The sequence below is a fragment of the Burkholderia pseudomultivorans genome (assembly GCF_902499075.1).
GTDB lineage: Bacteria > Pseudomonadota > Gammaproteobacteria > Burkholderiales > Burkholderiaceae > Burkholderia > Burkholderia pseudomultivorans.
The window spans coordinates 24,496-42,013 of record NZ_CABVPP010000049.1 but is presented as its reverse complement, the minus strand read 5'-3'; the positions used below and the strand labels follow the sequence as shown (position 1 = coordinate 42,013).

At 68.0% G+C, this 17,518-nt stretch carries 15 protein-coding genes; 14 read left to right on the top strand and 1 reads right to left on the bottom strand.

Annotated elements, in window-relative coordinates:
* Positions 1-24: 24 nt before the first annotated feature.
* The 7 genes from BST28156_RS25845 (at position 25) to BST28156_RS25815 (ending at position 6,429) form a co-directional block, all read left to right on the top strand.
* Positions 25-447, top strand: a complete 423-nt coding sequence (locus BST28156_RS25845; protein ID WP_060245791.1) for a YciI family protein — start codon at positions 25-27, stop codon at positions 445-447.
* A 26-nt stretch (positions 448-473) separates the two neighbouring features.
* On the top strand, positions 474-890 hold the full coding sequence (locus BST28156_RS25840; protein WP_174903706.1) for a VOC family protein: 417 nt from the start codon (positions 474-476) through the stop codon (positions 888-890).
* Positions 887-2,155 carry an RNA polymerase sigma factor gene (locus tag BST28156_RS25835; protein ID WP_174903705.1) on the top strand — a complete coding sequence of 423 codons (1,269 nt, stop codon included), beginning with the start codon at positions 887-889 and terminating at the stop codon, positions 2,153-2,155. The genes BST28156_RS25840 and BST28156_RS25835 overlap by 4 nt, the downstream gene beginning before the upstream one ends.
* A 179-nt stretch (positions 2,156-2,334) precedes the next feature.
* The gene (locus BST28156_RS25830) at positions 2,335-2,757 is read left to right on the top strand and encodes a rubrerythrin family protein (protein ID WP_009694302.1); all 423 of its coding nucleotides are present in this window, start codon (positions 2,335-2,337) and stop codon (positions 2,755-2,757) included.
* 130 nt (positions 2,758-2,887) lie between these two features.
* Positions 2,888-4,225 carry a heterodisulfide reductase-related iron-sulfur binding cluster gene (locus tag BST28156_RS25825; RefSeq protein ID WP_174903704.1) on the top strand — a complete coding sequence of 446 codons (1,338 nt, stop codon included), beginning with the start codon at positions 2,888-2,890 and terminating at the stop codon, positions 4,223-4,225.
* A 39-nt stretch (positions 4,226-4,264) separates the two neighbouring features.
* Complete coding sequence (locus BST28156_RS25820) at positions 4,265-4,846, top strand: DUF3501 family protein (protein WP_174903703.1); 582 nt, start codon at positions 4,265-4,267, stop codon at positions 4,844-4,846.
* 641 nt (positions 4,847-5,487) lie between these two features.
* Positions 5,488-6,429 (top strand): DUF6566 family protein, encoded by a 942-nt coding sequence (locus BST28156_RS25815; RefSeq protein ID WP_060245796.1) that lies wholly within the window; start codon positions 5,488-5,490, stop codon positions 6,427-6,429.
* Between the two features lie 135 nt (positions 6,430-6,564).
* On the opposite strand, the gene BST28156_RS25810 is transcribed toward BST28156_RS25815, so the two are convergent.
* Positions 6,565-8,091, bottom strand: coding sequence for a mannose-1-phosphate guanylyltransferase/mannose-6-phosphate isomerase (locus tag BST28156_RS25810; RefSeq protein WP_060245797.1), 1,527 nt, complete (start codon positions 8,089-8,091; stop codon positions 6,565-6,567).
* A gap of 427 nt (positions 8,092-8,518) precedes the next feature.
* Here BST28156_RS25810 and BST28156_RS25805 point away from each other — a divergent pair, with 427 nt between their 5' ends.
* From BST28156_RS25805 to BST28156_RS25775, 7 genes are all read left to right on the top strand, one after another.
* Positions 8,519-9,892: an undecaprenyl-phosphate glucose phosphotransferase gene (locus BST28156_RS25805; RefSeq protein WP_060245912.1), complete on the top strand. Its 1,374-nt coding sequence runs from the start codon at positions 8,519-8,521 to the stop codon at positions 9,890-9,892.
* Between the two features lie 64 nt (positions 9,893-9,956).
* Positions 9,957-11,369 (top strand): UDP-glucose dehydrogenase family protein, encoded by a 1,413-nt coding sequence (locus tag BST28156_RS25800; RefSeq protein ID WP_174903702.1) that lies wholly within the window; start codon positions 9,957-9,959, stop codon positions 11,367-11,369.
* Positions 11,370-11,410: 41 nt separating this feature from the next.
* Positions 11,411-11,854: a low molecular weight protein-tyrosine-phosphatase gene (locus BST28156_RS25795; RefSeq protein WP_060245798.1), complete on the top strand. Its 444-nt coding sequence runs from the start codon at positions 11,411-11,413 to the stop codon at positions 11,852-11,854.
* Positions 11,848-13,026: a polysaccharide biosynthesis/export family protein gene (locus tag BST28156_RS25790; protein ID WP_060245799.1), complete on the top strand. Its 1,179-nt coding sequence runs from the start codon at positions 11,848-11,850 to the stop codon at positions 13,024-13,026. The genes BST28156_RS25795 and BST28156_RS25790 overlap by 7 nt, the downstream gene beginning before the upstream one ends.
* 62 nt (positions 13,027-13,088) lie before the next feature.
* On the top strand, positions 13,089-15,314 hold the full coding sequence (locus BST28156_RS25785) for a polysaccharide biosynthesis tyrosine autokinase (protein ID WP_174903701.1): 2,226 nt from the start codon (positions 13,089-13,091) through the stop codon (positions 15,312-15,314).
* A 61-nt stretch (positions 15,315-15,375) separates the two neighbouring features.
* The gene (locus tag BST28156_RS25780; RefSeq protein ID WP_174903700.1) at positions 15,376-16,335 is read left to right on the top strand and encodes a glycosyltransferase family 2 protein; all 960 of its coding nucleotides are present in this window, start codon (positions 15,376-15,378) and stop codon (positions 16,333-16,335) included.
* A 43-nt stretch (positions 16,336-16,378) separates the two neighbouring features.
* On the top strand, positions 16,379-17,515 hold the full coding sequence (locus tag BST28156_RS25775) for a glycosyltransferase family 4 protein (RefSeq protein ID WP_174903699.1): 1,137 nt from the start codon (positions 16,379-16,381) through the stop codon (positions 17,513-17,515).
* The last annotated feature ends 3 nt before the right edge of the window (positions 17,516-17,518 follow it).

The window sequence follows — 17,518 nt, the reverse complement described above, 5'->3', positions numbered from 1 at the left end:
TCCACCGACAACAAGGAGCGAACGATGCGATTCATGATCATGGTCCGGGCGAACGCCGTCAGCGAATCCGGCGCGTTGCCGGACGACCGGCTGGTCGAGGCGATGACCGACTATCACGAGGAACTGGCGAAAGCCGGCGTGCTGCTCGACGCGACGGGCCTGCGCCCCAGCGCGGAGGGCTGGCGCGTACGCTATTCGGGCGGCAGGGGCACGGTGGTCGACGGCCCGTTCGCCGAAACGAAGGAGCTGATCGCCGGCTATACGCTGATCCAGGTGCGTTCGCGCGACGAGGCGCTCGAATGGACGCGCCGCTTCCCGGCGCCGTTCGGCGCCGACATGGACGCGGAAATCGAGGTGCGTCCGCTGTTCGAGCTGGACGACCTGACGCCGAGCGACGCGGTCGAGCGGTTCCGCGAACTGCAGGTCGGGCGCGACCGCGCCCTCTGACATCGATATCAACGGGAGCGACCGTCATGCACAAGATGATCTTCATCAATCTGCCGGTGGCCGACCTGCCGCGCGCCCGGGCGTTCTACGAGGCGCTCGGCTTCGGCGTCGTGCCGGCTTATACGAACGACCAGGCCGCCTGCATCCGGATCAGCGACACGATCTTCGCGATGCTGCTGGTCCGGCCGTTCTTCCGGAGCTTCACCGACAAGACCGTCGTCGAACCGGCGACGCACGTGCAGATCCTGCCGTGCCTGTCCTGCGAAAGCCGCGCGGAAGTCGACCGCACCGTCGCGACCGCCCGCGCGGCCGGCGGCGCGGTGCCGCGCCCGCCGCAGGAGTATCCGGGCATGTACGGCCACGCGTTCGCCGATCCGGACGGCCACGTATGGGAGCTGATGTACGCGGAACAGGACGGGACCGCCCAGGGGCACGCGTCGTGACGCATGCGGCGACGCATCGTGCGATCGAAGCGGTGTGGCGGATCGAGGCGCCGAAGATCATCGCGCGCGCCGCGCGCGTGGTGCGCGATGTCGGCGTGGCCGAGGAACTGGCGCAGGACACGCTCGTCGCGGCGCTCGAGCACTGGCCCGTCGACGGCGTGCCCGACAACCCGGCCGCGTGGCTGATGACGGCCGTGAAGCGCCGCGCGCTCGACCGCGTTCGCCAGGAGTCGCTGCATGCGGCGAAGCGCAGCCAGCTCGGCCACGAAATGGATGCGCTCGAGGCGCACGTGGTGCCCGACATCGCGGATGCGCTCGCCGACGCGCGCGACGACGACATCGGCGACGACCTGCTGCGGCTGATCTTCACGTCGTGCCACCCGGTGCTGTCGACCGATGCGCGCGTCGCGCTGACGCTGCGGCTGCTCGGCGGGCTGACGACGGGCGAGATCGCGCGCGCGTTCCTGACGCCCGAGCCGACGATCGCGCAGCGGATCGTGCGCGCGAAGCGCACGCTCGCGGCGGCGCGCGTGCCGTTCGAGGTGCCGGCCGCCGATGCGCGGCCGGCCCGCCTCGCGTCGGTGCTCGAAGTGATCTACCTGGTCTTCAACGAAGGGTATGCGGCGACCGCGGGCGACGACTGGATGCGCCCGGCGCTGTGCGACGAGGCGCTGCGGCTCGGCCGCGTGCTGGCCGGGCTCGCGCCGGACGAGAGCGAGGTGCTCGGGCTCGTCGCGCTGATGGAGCTGCAGGCGTCGCGCCTGCATGCGCGCACCGATGCGCAGGGGCGGCCCGTGCTGCTGCTCGACCAGGACCGCAGCCGCTGGGATCCGCTGCTGATCCGGCGCGGCCTCGCCGCGCTCGAGCGGGCGACGAAGCTCGGCGGCGTGCGCGGCCCGTATGCGCTGCAGGCCGCGCTCGCGGCCTGCCATGCGCGCGCGCGGCACGCGTCGGAAACCGACTGGGCGCAGATCGTCGCGCTGTACGACGCGCTCGTCGAGGTCGCGCCGTCGCCCGTCGTCGAGCTGAATCGCGCGGTGGCGGTGGGGATGGCGTTCGGGCCGGCCGCCGCGCTCGAACTCGTCGACGCGCTGCGCGACGATCCCGCGCTGGTGCGCTATCACTGGCTGCCGAGCGTGCGCGGCGACCTGCTCGCGAAGCTCGGCCGCGCCGACGAGGCGAAGGCCGAGTTCCGGCGCGCGGCCGAACTGACCCGCAATGCGCGCGAGCGCGAACTGCTGCTGCGGCGCGCGACCGACGCATGACCGACGCGCAACGCCCGGCCGCGTACTATCGCGCGGATTGAAAATGCCTATTGGGGGATGCGAACGCCAGCGCCTAGATTAAAGAGCACGATGCGCGCGTCCCGGCAAACGCATCGTTCCCCACATACTTCATCGGCCCGGTCTTGCACGCGGCCGCGCCGACACGAACGGAGGCGCAAATGGCTCAACTCAAGGGCAGCAAAACCGAAGAGAACCTGAAGGCCGCATTCGCGGGCGAATCGCAGGCGAACCGGCGCTATCTGTATTTCGCGTCGAAGGCGGACGTCGAAGGCCAGAACGACGTTGCCGCGCTGTTCCGTTCGACCGCCGAAGGCGAGACGGGTCATGCGCACGGCCACCTCGAATACCTGGAAACGGTCGGCGACCCGGCGACGGGCTTGCCGTTCGGTTCGTCGCGGCTGAATCTCGAATCGGCGATCGCCGGCGAAACGCACGAATACACCGACATGTATCCCGGCATGGCGAAGACGGCGCGCGACGAAGGTTTCGACGAAATCGCCAACTGGTTCGAAACGCTCGCGAAGGCCGAGCGCAGTCACGCGAACCGCTATACGAAGGCGCTCGAGGCACTCGTCGACTGACGGGTTCGCCGCCCGCTGCACGGCCCGGTGCGGTCACGCCCGGCGACGGGCGGACCGTTCGTCGATCGCTGCCCGCCTCGCGCGGGCGGCGGGTTCGCGCGCCTGCGCGCCACGCTCGATGGAGCGCCCCATGCCCCACAAGGAAGGCAGCCTCGAAGCCCCGACCCGGCATCCGCTCGACTGGCAGTCCGAAGTGTTCTACGACCAGGCCGAGATCGACGCCGAGATGACGCGCGTGTTCGACATCTGCGCGGGATGCCGGCGCTGCGTGTCGCTGTGCGGCGCGTTCCCGACGCTGTTCGATCTCGTCGACGACACGCCGATGGGCGACGTCGCCGAGGTGCCGAAGGACGCGTTCGGCAAGGTCGTCGACCAGTGCTATCTGTGCGACCTCTGCTACATGACGAAATGCCCGTACGTGCCGCCGCATGCGTGGAACGTCGATTTCCCGCACCTGATGCTGCGCGGCAAGGCCGCGCGCTACCGGCGCGGCGAAGCGAAGCTGGGCGACAGGCTGTTGTCGAACACCGACGCGCTCGGCCATCTCGCCGGCATCCCGGTCGTCACGCAGACGGTGAACGCGGTCAACCGCACGCCGCCCGCGCGCCATGCGCTCGAAGCGGTGCTCGGCGTCGACCGCCACGCGTGGCTGCCGGAATTCGCGCCGCGCAAGTTCCGGCGCGCGGCGCAGCGTTCGTCCGCGCCGGCTGCGCGCGACGGCGAGCGCACGCCCGGCCGGGTCGCGATCTACGCGACCTGCTACGTGAATTTCAACGAGCCCGGCATCGGCCACGACCTGCTCGCGATCCTCGCGCACAACGACATCCCGTACGAACTCGTGACGCGCGAGGCCTGCTGCGGAATGCCGCTGCTCGAACAGGGCAATCTCGCCGGCGTCGCCGCGAAGAAGGCCGTGAACATTCCGGTGCTCGAACGCTATGCGCGCGAAGGCTATGCGCTGATCGGCGCGATCCCGAGCTGCGTGCTGATGTACAAGAACGAGCTGCCGCTGATGTTCCCCGACGACGAAGCGGTGCGCGCGGTCGCCGACGCGTTCTGGGATCCGTTCGAATACGTGATCGCGCGGCACCGCGACGGACTGCTGAAGACCGATTTCAAGACCGGCCTCGGCACCGTGTCGTATCACGTGCCGTGCCATGCGCGCGTGCAGAACATCGGCCGCAAGACGGCCGACACGCTGTCGCTCGTGCCCGATACGCGCGTGAACGTCGTCGAGCGCTGCTCGGGCCACGCGGGCACGTTCGGCGTGAAGAAGGCCTTCCATGCGGACGCGATGCGGATCGGTGCGCCGGTGTTCAAGGCGATGGCGGAGCCGAAGCCGGATTTCGTGTCGTCCGATTGCGCGCTGGCCGGCCATCACATCGCGCAGGGCATCGACGAACACGGGCTGCCGTCGGCGCCGCTCGCGCATCCGCTCACGCTGCTGCGCCGCGCATACGGCATCTGACGGGCAGCGGCCGCCCGACGAACCAGGACGAGGACATTCATGACGCTGACCCGCGACTCCCTGCTGACGCTCGAAGCGTACGCGAAGATCCGCAAGGACGAACATGCGCGGCTCGTCGCGTACAAGCGCCGCCGCGCGGTATCGCTCGGCAATCATCTGCGCTTCCTGTTCGAGGACGAGACCACGATCCGCTATCAGATCCAGGAGATGCTGCACATCGAGAAGATCTTCGACGAGGCGGGCATCGAAGGCGAACTGGAGGCCTATCTGCCGCTGGTGCCCGACGGCACCAACCTGAAGGCGACGATGCAGATCGAGTACGAGCACGAGGCCGAACGGCGTGCGGCGCTCGCGCGGCTGATCGGCATCGAGGATCGCGTGTACCTGCAGGTCGACGGTTACGCGCCGGTCCATGCGATCGCCGACGAGGATCTCGAACGCGACAACGCGGAGAAGACCTCCGCCGTGCATTTCGTGCGCTTCGAGCTGAGCGCGCCGATGCGTGCGGCGCTCAAGGGCGGCGCGGCGCTGTCGATCGGCTGCGATCATCCGGCGTACAAGATGCCGGCACAGCGCATCGACACGGAAGTGACCGCGTCGCTGGCCGGCGACCTGCGCTGACGGCGCGCTCGCGCCTCCCGTTGCGACGACATTTTTGCCTGCGCGCGCTTGCGCGCAGCGAAACAACGTGCGCGTCACGTCAGGTCGCTTTCATCGCCCGCAGGAGAAACGATAAAAGCTTGTGCGTGGAGATAATTCCATCGGCACGCAATTGAATGATTTACCGGTTCGTGAATATCTCGTTACCAATTTTTCCCGGATTTACCGATTTTCAGTCGTGAATCCCGGGTTTGTTACCGGTAAGGGTCGGAGCACGGCGAAATGGCTGCTCCGCAAGTTTCGTAGGCATCCCGCAAAGCCACGCCAGACGGGGCTTCACAGCGTTCCGCATAAGCATCCCGTAAAAAAATTCATGCATAAAAAGATTTCGCATCCTTGGCAGGTTGTTTCAGTGCGTAACATTAAGTCATTGTCATATTGAGATAAACCCTAGGGATGGTATGCTTCGTGCACAAAAATTCCCACATTGGAGTGAGACCGTGATTTGTGCGCCATTGCCGGGAATTGCGGCACCGAGGTAGTGCGGTGTCGCGCCGGCGTGCACAACCGGATAACCATAACGTGCAACCCGGCCGCCCCGCGACTCGTCGCGACGGCGCCGCCAATCGCAGCCCCGGCCTGGCTGCGTGGAGAGATCTGCTATGTTCTTCGATGAGCTTAACGATGAAGAGTGGTTTCGTCTTTCACCGCTGATCGCCGATGAACCCATCCGGCTGAACCGCCGCGGTCGTCCACGCGCGGAACCGCGCGTCGTCGCCAACGCGGTGCTCTGGATTCTGACCACGGGCGAAGCCTGGTCCAAGCTGCCGGGTCGTTACCCGTCCGGCCCGACGTGCCGCCGCCGCTACGAAGAGTGGCTCGCGAACGGCACGCTGCTGCAGATGATCGACGTGCTGACCCAGTTCAGCGGACGCACGTTCGCGTATGTTCCGCCGCCGCCGGTGCCGGTCGCACCCGCGTGCCGCGCGGAACCCGTGCCCGACAACGACCGTTTGCGCGGCGTGTTCTGGCAGAACCCCGAGTCGTGGCAATTGCCGGTGGCGCAGGCAAACGTTTGGTCCGACGAGGGCGCGCGGGGCGGTGCCGCGTCGCGAGACGAAGCGCAGGCATCGTCCGACGCGTCGTTCACCGTGCCCGGCGCGCCGGAGGCCGGACTGCGCCATGCGCGCGTGTCGTCCGCGAGCTTCGCGTCGGCCGAACCGCAGGTCGACGAGTATCGCGGCTACACGATCTACGGTATCGCGCAGCCGGTGCAGAACCTGATGTACCGCGCCTGGGCCGAGATCGTGCAGGACGACCGGCGCGTCGAGCGCTCGGGCCTGATCGGCCCGCGCTTCACCGATCCCGAGGAAGCCGAGCAGTACGCGCTCGACTGGGCGCGCCAGTGGATCGATCGCCACGGCGCGAGCGACGAGCCGGTGCGCGTGCCGCAGAGCGCGGTGCTGGCCGGCCTGTCTGCGCTGGCGCGCGCGGAGTCGGACATCAAGCGCTTCATCGCCGACCGCCATGCGGGCGCGCTGGCCGAGAGCCGCAACGATCCGGTGCAGTCGGAGCGCCGCGAGTACGCGTATCGGGTCGGTTGAGCGTCGTTCGAAGCCGCGCGCGGACATCGTGCCCACGAGATTCGCGCCGGGCCGCACGATGCAGGTCATGCCGGGGCGCCGCAGCGGTCGATGCGGCGCCCCGGCGTTTGTGGCCGCCGGGGCCTGTTCGTGCCGTTACTGCCGGCCGTAGGTGTCGTCGAAGCGGACGATGTCGTCCTCGCCGAGATACGCGCCCGATTGCACCTCGATCAGTTCGAGCGGCATCTTGCCCGGGTTCTCGAGGCGATGCGAAACGCCGAGCGGGATATACGTCGATTCGTTCTCCGACAGCAGGAAGGTGTCGTCGCCGCGCGTGATGCGCGCGGTGCCGCGCACGACGATCCAGTGTTCGGCGCGGTGGTGGTGCATCTGCAGCGACAGCCGCGCACCCGGCTTCACGACGATGCGCTTCACCTGGAAGCGTTCGCCCATGTCGACCGAGTCGTAGTGGCCCCACGGGCGATGCACCTTGCGGTGATCGGTCGCTTCCGCGCCGCGTTCGGCCTTGATGCGCCCGACGATCTTCTTCACGTCCTGCACGCGCGACTTGTCCGCGACGAGCACCGCGTCGGGCGTCTCGACGACGACGAGGTTCTGCGTGCCGACGCAGGCGACGAGCCGGCTTTCCGAATGCGCGAACGTCGATTCGGCGTTCTCGAACAGCACGTGGCCGCGGCCGACGTTGTCGGCGTCGTCCTTCGGCAGGATCTGCCAGATCGCATCCCACGAGCCGACGTCCGACCAGCCCGCGTCGAGCGGCACGACGACGCTTTCGGCCACCGACGGCAGGTTCGCGAGCTGTTCCATCACCGCATAGTCGATCGAGTTCGACGGCGACGCGGCGAACGCGTCGCGATCGACGCGGAAGAAATCGCCGTCCTGCTTGCCTTGCGCGACCGCCTGCTCGCAGGCCGCGTAGATCGCCGGCTCGAGCTCGCGGATCGCGTTCAGCCACACCGATGCGCGGACGATGAAGATCCCGCTGTTCCACCAGTATTCGCCGGATGCGACGTACTGCCGGGCGAGTTCGAGGTGCGGCTTCTCGACGAAGCGGTCGAGGCGGCGCACGTCGAGGTCGCCGGTCTCCGCATCGCCGAGCGGCGCGCCGACGCGGATGTAGCCGTAGCCCGTTTCCGCGCGGCCGGGCACGATGCCCATCGTCGCAATCCGGCCTTGCGCCGCGCAGTGCACGCCGGCCGCGACGGCCGCGTGAAAGCGCGGCAGGTCGGCCACCGCGTGATCGGCCGGCATCACGGTCATCACCGCGTCGCTGCCGCCGGCGACGATGCGCAGCGCGGCGAGCGTCAGCGCGGGCGCGGTGTCGCGGCCGAGCGGCTCGAGCACGATCGATGCGCGCTTGCCGGTCAGGCGCAACTGTTCGGCGGTGGTGAAGCGATGGTCCTCGCCGCACACGATCAGCACCTCGTCGTTGACCGGGTGGCCGGTCGTCAGGCCGTCGAGGCGCAGTGCGGTCGACTGCAGCAGCGAATGATCGCCGAGCAGGCCGATCAGCTGCTTCGGATAGTGTTCGCGCGACATCGGCCACAGGCGCGTGCCGGACCCGCCGGCGAGGATCACCTGCTGAACCGCGACGCGCGCGCCGGCGGCGTTTGCGGCGGAAGAAGAATGGCGCGTATCGGCAGCCACGGCCGGAGCATTCATGTTGGCACTCCTCGATTGAAGTCAGTGCCTGCCGTTGTAGCATGAAGTAAATCGACAATAAAACCGGGCGAATTTTCGGATACTCGCGATGTATTCGCCATGGAAAATCTTACGTGCGAGTGGCGGAGGCAAATAAAAAAATAAAAAATAAATCGGCTTTCCGGCCGGGTAAGGCCGCCCGCAAAGGGTCACGGGTCGGCGTAAAGCTTGCGAAATAGTCGTAATTTTCATCCGGTTCGGGAAAATCTGCCGATTTAATTCGGTTTGCGGGTGGCAAGAATTTCCGATTATTTTTCGAAATACTTGTGCGCTTGCGGGAGGAATTTTCTTACCGGTTCAATAGCGTCATGCAACGTTTGAATCGAATGTGCGGCATGGGCTGCACGAGGAGCTGTTCGGCAAACGCCTGTTCAAAGAGGAAGCAGACATGTTGAGCGTGCTGGCGAGAGTCATCGATATTGCGATGGTCGTGACGGGGGCCGTGATCGCCGCCGCGCTGCACGGCGGCAGCATCTGGTTCAGCGATCTGCAGCGCACGATGGTGCTGTTCGATTGCCTGCTCGTCGTCGTGTGTTTTCCGGCGTTCGGCATCTACCAGTCGTGGCGCGGCAAGCGGCTCGTCGGGCTGATGGGGCGCGTCGCGTTCGCATGGCTCGTGGTCGAGCTCGCTGGCATCCTGATGAGCTTCAGTTTTCACCAGTCGGGCGAGCTGTCGCGGTTGTGGCTCGGCTACTGGGCGGTCGTGACGGTGACGTTGCTGGCCGGATCGAAGGCGTGCGTCCATGCGGTGCTGCGTCGGCTGCGTCGCGGCGGTTTCAACCTGAAGGCGGTCGCGATCGTCGGCGGCACGCCGGCGGCGCGCCGGCTGATCGCGCAGATGCGGGCGCGGCCGGAAGCGGGCTTCAACCCGGTGTGCGTGTACGACGAAAGCGCGGCGGCCGGCGACGTAGCGCTCGACGACGTGCGCATCGAGCGCCAGTTCGACTCGCTCGTCTGGCTGGTGCGCAGCCGCGCGATCCGCGAGCTGTGGCTGACGCTGCCGATCGCGGAGGAGCGCCGGATTCACCAGATCGTCACGGTGTTTCGCCACGACTTCGTGAACATCCGCTTCATCCCGGACGTGCGCAGCCTGTCGTTCTTCAACCAGGAAGTGGTCGAGGTGCTCGGCGTGCCGGCGATCAACCTCGCGGCGTCGCCGATCACCGACGTGCGGATCCTGCCGAAGTTCGTGTTCGACCGGTTGTTCGCGCTGGCCGCGCTCGCGATGCTCGCGCCGCTGATGCTGCTGATCGCGGCGCTGATCAAGATGACGTCGGCCGGGCCGGTGTTCTTCCGCCAGAAGCGCAAGGGCATCGACGGGCACGAGTTCGAGATCTACAAGTTCCGCTCGATGAAGGTGCATCAGGAAGTGGCGGGGCAGGTCACGCAGGCGACGAAGAACGACTCGCGCGTGACGCCGGTCGGCCGGTTCCTGCGCCGCACGAGCCTCGACGAGCTGCCGCAGTTCATCAACGTGCTGAAGGGCGAGATGTCGGTGGTGGGTCCGCGCCCGCATGCGCTCGCGCACGACGACATCTACAAGGATCTGGTCAAGGGCTACATGTTCCGCTACCGGATCAAGCCCGGCATCACCGGCTGGGCGCAGATCAACGGCTTTCGCGGCGAAACCGACCAGATCGAGAAGATGATGGGCCGCGTGAAGCTCGACCTGTACTACATGCAGAACTGGTCGTTCTGGCTCGACATCAAGATCGTCGTGCTGACGCTCTGGAAAGGTTTCACCGGCAGCAACGCTTACTGACGCGGCGCATGCGCCCAGCCGGTTTCGGCAATTTCGAATCATTGGTCACGAGGTCCGACACATCATGAATCTGACTATCATCGGCAGCGGTTACGTAGGTCTGGTCACCGGCGCCTGTCTCGCCGACATCGGCCACGACGTGTTCTGTCTCGACGTCGATCAGGCAAAGATCGACATCCTGAACAACGGCGGCGTGCCGATCCACGAGCCGGGCCTGAAGGAGGTGATCGCGCGCAACCGCTCGGCGGGCCGCCTGCGCTTCTCGACCGACGTCGAGGCGGCAGTCGCGCACGGCGACGTGCAGTTCATCGCGGTCGGCACGCCGCCCGACGAGGACGGCTCGGCCGACCTGCAGTACGTGCTCGCGGCCGCGCGCAACATCGGCCGCTACATGACCGGCTTCAAGGTGATCGTCGACAAGTCGACGGTGCCGGTCGGCACGGCCGAGCGCGTGCGCGCGGCGGTCGCGGAAGAGCTCGCGAAGCGCGGCAGCGACCAGATGTTCTCGGTCGTGTCGAACCCGGAATTCCTGAAGGAAGGCGCGGCGGTCGACGATTTCACGCGGCCGGACCGCATCGTGATCGGCTGCGACGACGACGTGCCGGGCGAGCGTGCGCGCGAGCTGATGAAGAAGCTGTACGCACCGTTCAACCGCAACCACGAACGCACGCTGTACATGGACGTGCGCTCGGCCGAGTTCACGAAATACGCGGCCAACGCGATGCTCGCGACGCGCATCTCGTTCATGAACGAGCTCGCGAACCTCGCGGACCGCTTCGGCGCCGATATCGAGGCCGTGCGGCGCGGGATCGGCTCCGATCCGCGCATCGGCTATCACTTCCTGTACGCCGGCTGCGGCTACGGCGGCTCGTGCTTCCCGAAGGACGTCGAGGCGCTGATCCGCACCGCGGACGAGCACGGCCAGGCGCTGCAGATCCTGCAGGCCGTGTCGGCCGTCAACGCGAACCAGAAGCGCGTGCTGGCCGACAAGATCGTCGCGCGCTTCGGCGAGGACCTGACGGGCCGCACGTTCGGCGTCTGGGGCCTGGCATTCAAGCCGAACACCGACGACATGCGCGAGGCGCCGAGCCGCGCGCTGATCGCCGAGCTGCTGTCGCGCGGCGCGCGCGTCGCCGCGTACGACCCGGTCGCGCAGCAGGAGGCGCGCCGCGTGCTCGCGCTCGACCTCGCGAGCCACCCGAGCTGGCTCGAGCGCCTGAGCTTCGTCGACGACGAGGCGCAGGCCGCGCGCGACGCCGACGCGCTCGTGATCGTCACCGAATGGAAGGCGTTCAAGAGCCCCGATTTCGTCGCGCTCGGCCGCCAGTGGAAGTCGCCCGTGATCTTCGACGGCCGCAACCTGTACGAGCCGGAGACGATGAGCGAGCAGGGCATCGAATACCACCCGATCGGCCGCCCGGGTTCGCGCCAGGCCGTCGCCGCCCGCGTGCCGGGCGCCGCGCGCGCGAACGCGTAAGCCGCGCGCCAACCGTTACCCGTTAATCGTCACGACACGCCATGTTCCGGAACATCCTGATCGTCTGCCACGCGAACGTCTGCCGCAGCCCGGCGGCCGAAATGCTGTTCAAGTCGCACGCCGCGTCGCGCGGCGGCCCGCGCGCGACGTTTCATTCGGCCGGCGTGCACGCGAACGACGGCGACGGCATCGATCCGGTGATGCGGCGGCTGCTCGCGGAACGCGGCGTCGACGCGACGCCGCATCGTTCGCGGCCGCTGTCGCGCCGGATCGTGCGTGACGCCGACCTGATTCTCGTCAGCGAGCGCGGACAGATCGCGGCCGTCGAAGCGGTCGATCCGTTCGCGCGCGGCAAGGTCCACCTGCTCGGCAAGTGGGAAGACGCCGAAATCGCCGATCCGCATGGCGGCCCCGAGGCCGACTATCGCGAGAGCTACTCACTGATCGAACGTCTGGTTCAAGGATGGCTGCAAAAACTATGCTGAAACGCCCGATGCGCCCGCTGGCGCTTGCCGTCGCGATGACGACCTTCCTGTCGGCCTGCGCGAGCGCGCCCGGCAACTACCTCGACTCGTCGAACCTGAAGGACGAAGGCCGGCAGGGTCAGGCCGAGACCTATCCGGTTCATTACATCGACGCCAAGCTGGTGATGGATCAGCTGCAGAAGCTGCAGATCGAGCACCCGCTGCCGCCGGGCCGCTATACGGATCCGTCGCAGTACGTGTACCGCGTCGGCCCGCAGGACATCCTTGGCGTCACGGTCTGGGACCACCCGGAACTGACGACGCCGCAGGGCCAGTCGTTCTCGAGCGGCGGCAACACGACGCAGTCGGTCGCGGGCGCGCTCCAGCAGCCGTATACGACCGCGCTGCCGGGCCAGGCCGATCCGTACGGCCAGACGGTGGGCGCCGACGGCACGATCTTCTTCCCGTTCGTCGGCCGCGTGCACGTCGCGGGCAAGACGGTCGCGCAGATTCGCGACGAAATGGCGTCGAAGCTGGCGCGCTACGTGAAGAATCCGCAGCTCGACGTGCGCGTGCTGTCGTTCCGCAGCCAGAAGGTGCAGGTGACGGGCGAAGTGAAGCAGCCGGGCCCGCTCGCAGTGAGCGACGTGCCGCTGACGCTCGTCGACGCGATCTCGCGCTCGGGCGGCTCGACCGCCGAGGCCGACCTGCAGCGCGTGCGCCTGACGCGCGACGGCAAGCTCTACACGCTCGACGCGAACGGCGTGCTCGACCGCGGCGAAGTGAAGCAGAACGTGATGCTGCAGCCGGGCGACATCGTCAACGTGCCGGACCGCAGCGACAGCCGCGTGTTCATCATGGGCGAGGTCAAGACGCCGGTCACGGTGCCGATGCTCAAGGGCCGGCTGACGATCGCCGACGCGCTGACCGCCGGCGGCGGCATCCTCGACACCGACGCGAACCCGCGCAAGATCTACGTGATGCGCGGGATGCGCGACAACCCGACGAAGCCCGAAGTGTTCCGCCTCGACATGACGCAGCCCGATGCGTTGATGCTGTCGAGCCGCTTCCCGCTTCAGCCGCTCGACGTCGTGTACGTGAGCACGGCCAGCTCGGTGCAGTTCAACCGTGTGCTGCAGCAGGTGCTGCCGACGATCCAGACGATCTTCTACATGCGGCAGATCACGCGCTGACGCCGCGCAGGACGGCCATCCGCCGGGGCGTCGTCGCCCCGGCACCACTCAAGCGGGAACGAATGGTGAACACGCAAGCGAAACACTCCTACGCGGATCTGACCGCGAAAACCGAGGAAGAGGACGTCGTCCTCGGCCAGCTGCTCCAGGTGATCATGGACGACATCTGGCTGCTGCTCGGCATCGCGGTGACGGTCGTCGCGCTCGCCGGCCTCTACTGCTACGTCGCGAAACCGGTGTACCAGGCCGACGTGCACGTGCGGGTCGAGGGCAACGACAACACGTCGCAGGCGCTCACGCAGACGCAGACGGGCGCGATGATCAACAGCGGCCCGCAGCAGGCGCCGACCGATTCCGAAATCGAGATCATCAAGAGCCGCGGTGTGGTCGCGCCGGTCGTCGAGCAGTTCAAGCTGAACTTCTCGGTCGTGCCGAAGACGATGCCGCTGCTCGGCAGTCTCGCCGCACGGCTGGCGACACCGGGCGAGCCGGCGCGGCCGTGGCTCGGCCTGAAGTCGTACGCGTGGGGCGGCGAAATCGCCGACGTCGACTCGGTCAGCGTCGTGCCGGCGCTCGAGGGCAAGAAGCTGACGCTGACGGCCGGCCCGAACGGCAGCTATTCGCTGGTCGACGAAAACGGTGTGCGGCTGCTGAGCGGCCACGCCGGCGATCAGGCGCAGGGCGGCGGCGTGACGTTGCTGGTGTCGAAGCTCGTCGCGCGCCCCGGCACGCAGTTCACGGTGGTCCGCTACAACGATCTCGACGCGATCACCGGCTTCCAGGCAGGCATCACGGTGACCGAGCAGGGCAAGCAGACGGGCGTCGTGCAGATCTCGCTGGAAGGCAAGGATCCCGAACAGACGGCCGCGATCGCCAATGCGCTCGCGCAGTCGTACCTGAACCAGCACGTCGAGGCGAAGCAGGCCGAGGCGACCAAGATGCTGGCCTTCCTGAAGGGCGAGGAGCCGCGCCTGAAGGCCGACCTCGAACGCGCGGAAGCGGCGCTGACGCAGTACCAGCGCACCTCGGGTTCGATCAACGCGAGCGACGAGGCGAAGGTCTACCTCGAGGGCAGCGTGCAGTACGAACAGCAGATCGCCGCGCAGCGCCTGCAGCTCGCGTCGCTCGCGCAGCGCTTCACCGATTCGCATCCGCTCGTGATCGCCGCGAAGCAGCAGCTCGCGGAACTGGAAGGCGAGAAGCAGAAGTACAGCGACCGCTTCCGCAGCCTGCCGGCGACCGAAGTGAAGGCCGTGCAGCTGCAGCGCGACGCGAAGGTCGCCGAGGACATCTACGTGCTGCTGCTGAACCGCGTGCAGGAACTGTCGGTGCAGAAGGCCGGCACGGGCGGCAACATCCACCTGGTCGACTCGGCGCTGCGTCCGGGCGACCCGGTCAAGCCGAAGAAGGTGCTGATCCTGTCGGCCGCGGTGTTCCTCGGGCTGATCCTCGGCACGGGCGTCGTGTTCCTGCGCCGCAACCTGTTCCAGGGCATCGAGGATCCGGATCGCGTCGAGCGCACCTTCAATCTGCCGCTGTACGGGCTGGTGCCGCAAAGCGCCGAGCAGGTGAAGCTCGACGCGGCGGCCGAGAAGGGCGGCGGCCGCACGCGGCCGATTCTCGCGAGCCTGCGCCCGAAGGATCTCAGCGTCGAAAGCCTGCGCAGCCTGCGCACCGCGATGCAGTTCGCGATGATGGATGCGAAAAACCGCGTGATCGTGCTGACCGGCCCGACGCCCGGCATCGGCAAGAGCTTCCTGACGGTCAACCTCGCGGTGCTCCTTGCGCATTCGGGCAAGCGCGTGCTGCTGATCGACGCCGACATGCGCCGCGGCATGCTCGACCGCTACTTCGGGCTGACCGCGCAGCCGGGCCTGTCCGAACTGCTGAGCGACCAGTCGGCGCTCGAGGATGCGGTTCGCGAGACGCCGGTGCAGGGCCTGTCGTTCATCTCGGCCGGCACGCGCCCGCCGAACCCGTCCGAGCTGCTGATGTCGACGCGCCTGCCGCAGTACCTCGAAGGCCTCGGCAAGCGCTACGACGTCGTGCTGATCGATTCGCCGCCGGTGCTGGCGGTGACCGACGCGACGATTATCGGCCGCATGGCGGGTGCGACCTTCCTGGTGCTGCGCGCGGGCATGCACACCGAAGGCGAGATCGCCGACGCGATCAAGCGGCTGCGCACCGCGGGCGTCGATCTCGAAGGCGGAATCTTCAACGGCGTGCCGCCGAAGACGCGCGGTTACGGTCGCGGCTATGCGGCCGTGCACGAATACCTGAGCGCGTGATCGCGATGGACGAAACCGGGCCGGCGCTGCCGTGCCGGTCCGGCCGAATGGAGAACCCAACATGAAAATTTCCGTGCTCGTTCCGACCTACCGGCGCCCGGCCGACCTCGCGCGCTGCCTGCTGGCCCTGCAGCGCCAGCAGCGGCTGCCCGACGAGGTGATCGTCGTCGCGCGCCCGGAGGACGATGCCACGCACGAACGCCTCGCCGATCCGTCGGTCGGCGGTGCGCTGCCGCTGCGCGTCGTGCCGGTCGACGTGCCGGGGCAGGTCGCCGCGCTGAACAAGGGGCTCGACTCGGCGAGCGGCGACATCGTCGCGATCACCGACGACGATGCGGCGCCGCGCGCCGACTGGCTCGCGCGCATCGAGGCCGGCTTCGCCGCCGATCCGCGCGTCGGTGCGATCGGCGGGCGCGACTGGGTCCACGAGAAGGGCCGCGTGCTGGACGAGTCGCGCGAACGCGTCGGCCAGCTCACGCTGTCGGGCAAGATCGTCGGCAATCATCACCTCGGGGTCGGCGGCCTGCGCGAAGTCGACATGCTGAAAGGCGCGAACATGAGCTACCGCCGCGCCGCGATCGAGCGGCTGCGCTTCGACACGCGGCTGCGCGGCGCCGGCGCGCAGGTGCACAACGACATGGCATTCAGCATGCGCGTGCAGCGCGACGGCTGGAAGCTCGTGTACGACCCGGCGATCGCCGTCGACCATTTCCCGGCCGAGCGCTTCGACGACGACCGGCGCGACGCGGCGTCGCTGAATGCGATCAGCAACGGCGCGTTCAACCTGCACCTGATCCTGCGCGAGCATCTGCCGCCGGTGCGGCGCGAAATCGCATGGTGGTGGTGGACGCTGGTCGGCACGCGCGTCTATCCGGGCCTCGCGCACCTGCTGCTGTCGCTGCATACCGCGCGCCGCGATCGCGTGCGCGAGCACTGGCGCGCGGTGCGCCGCGGCGCGCGCGATGCGCGCCGCGCGAACCTTGCCCCCACCCGTGCGGCGATGCCGCCGGTGACGTCTTGAACGGGCTGCGCGCAGCGCGCGCGGCCGCCTCCGGAGGGCTTGCATGACCACGACGAAAGTTCACGTCCACCTGTTTTACGGCGCCGATCCGCGTACCTACCGGAAAGGCGAGAACATCGGCTGCTTGTACGGCTATCACCACGCCGAGTCCGACGAGTTCCGGCTGACCTATTCGCAGGACCGGCGCGAGAACCGCGTCGCGAGCGTCGCGCGCCGCGCGCTGAAGGCCGCGCTCGGCTTCGACGTCGTGCATGCGTGGCGCAATCGCGCCGCGCTGCTGAATACCGACGTGATCTGGACGCATACCGAGCAGGAGCATCTGGCCGCGGCGCTGATCCTGAAGCTCGCGGGCGCGCAGGGCAAGCGGCCGCTGCTGCTTGCGCAGAGCGTGTGGCTGTTCGACAAGTGGGGCGGCTTCGGCGGCCCGCGCCGCTGGCTGTACCGCAAGCTGCTCGCGCGCGCCGACGTGCTGACCACGCTTGCGCGCGACAACGCCGAGCTGTGCCGCCGCTACCTCGGCCGCGATGCCGAGTTCGTCTACTACGGGCTGAACACGCAGGACTTCCCGCCGGTCGAGCCGCAGGCGTGGCGCCCGAACCGGCCGCTCAGGATCGCGGCGATCGGCAACGACCGCGATCGCGACTGGCGCACCTTCCTCGCCGCGTTCGGCGGCGACGAGCGCTACGACGTGCGGCTCGCGACGCGCCGCCGCGTGCCGCGCGAATGGCACGCGCCGAACGTGAAGATCGGTTCCGCGTCGGGGCTCGCGAAGCAGCACGAGCTGTATGCATGGGCCGACGTGATCGTCGTGCCGCTGCGGCCGAACTTCCACGCGTCGGGCATCACCGTGATGCTGGAGGCGGCGGCGGTCGGCAAGCCGATGATCGTGTCCGACGTCGGCGGGCTCAGCGACTACTTCCCGCACGACACGGCCGCGTATGTGCCGCCGTTCGACTCGCAGGCGCTGCGTCAGGCCGCAGACCGCTTCGTCGCCGATCCGGCTGCCGCGCTCGCCTGTGCGCAGGCCGCGGCCGCGCGCCTGCGCGAACGCGACCTGACCACGCAGGCGTTCGCCGAGCAGCACGTGCGGATCACGCGCGACCTGCTGCGGCGGCGCCATACGCCCGCGCCGGCCGGCCTCGCGATGCCGCTCGCGGATTCCCGTCCTTCGTCGCAGTGAGTG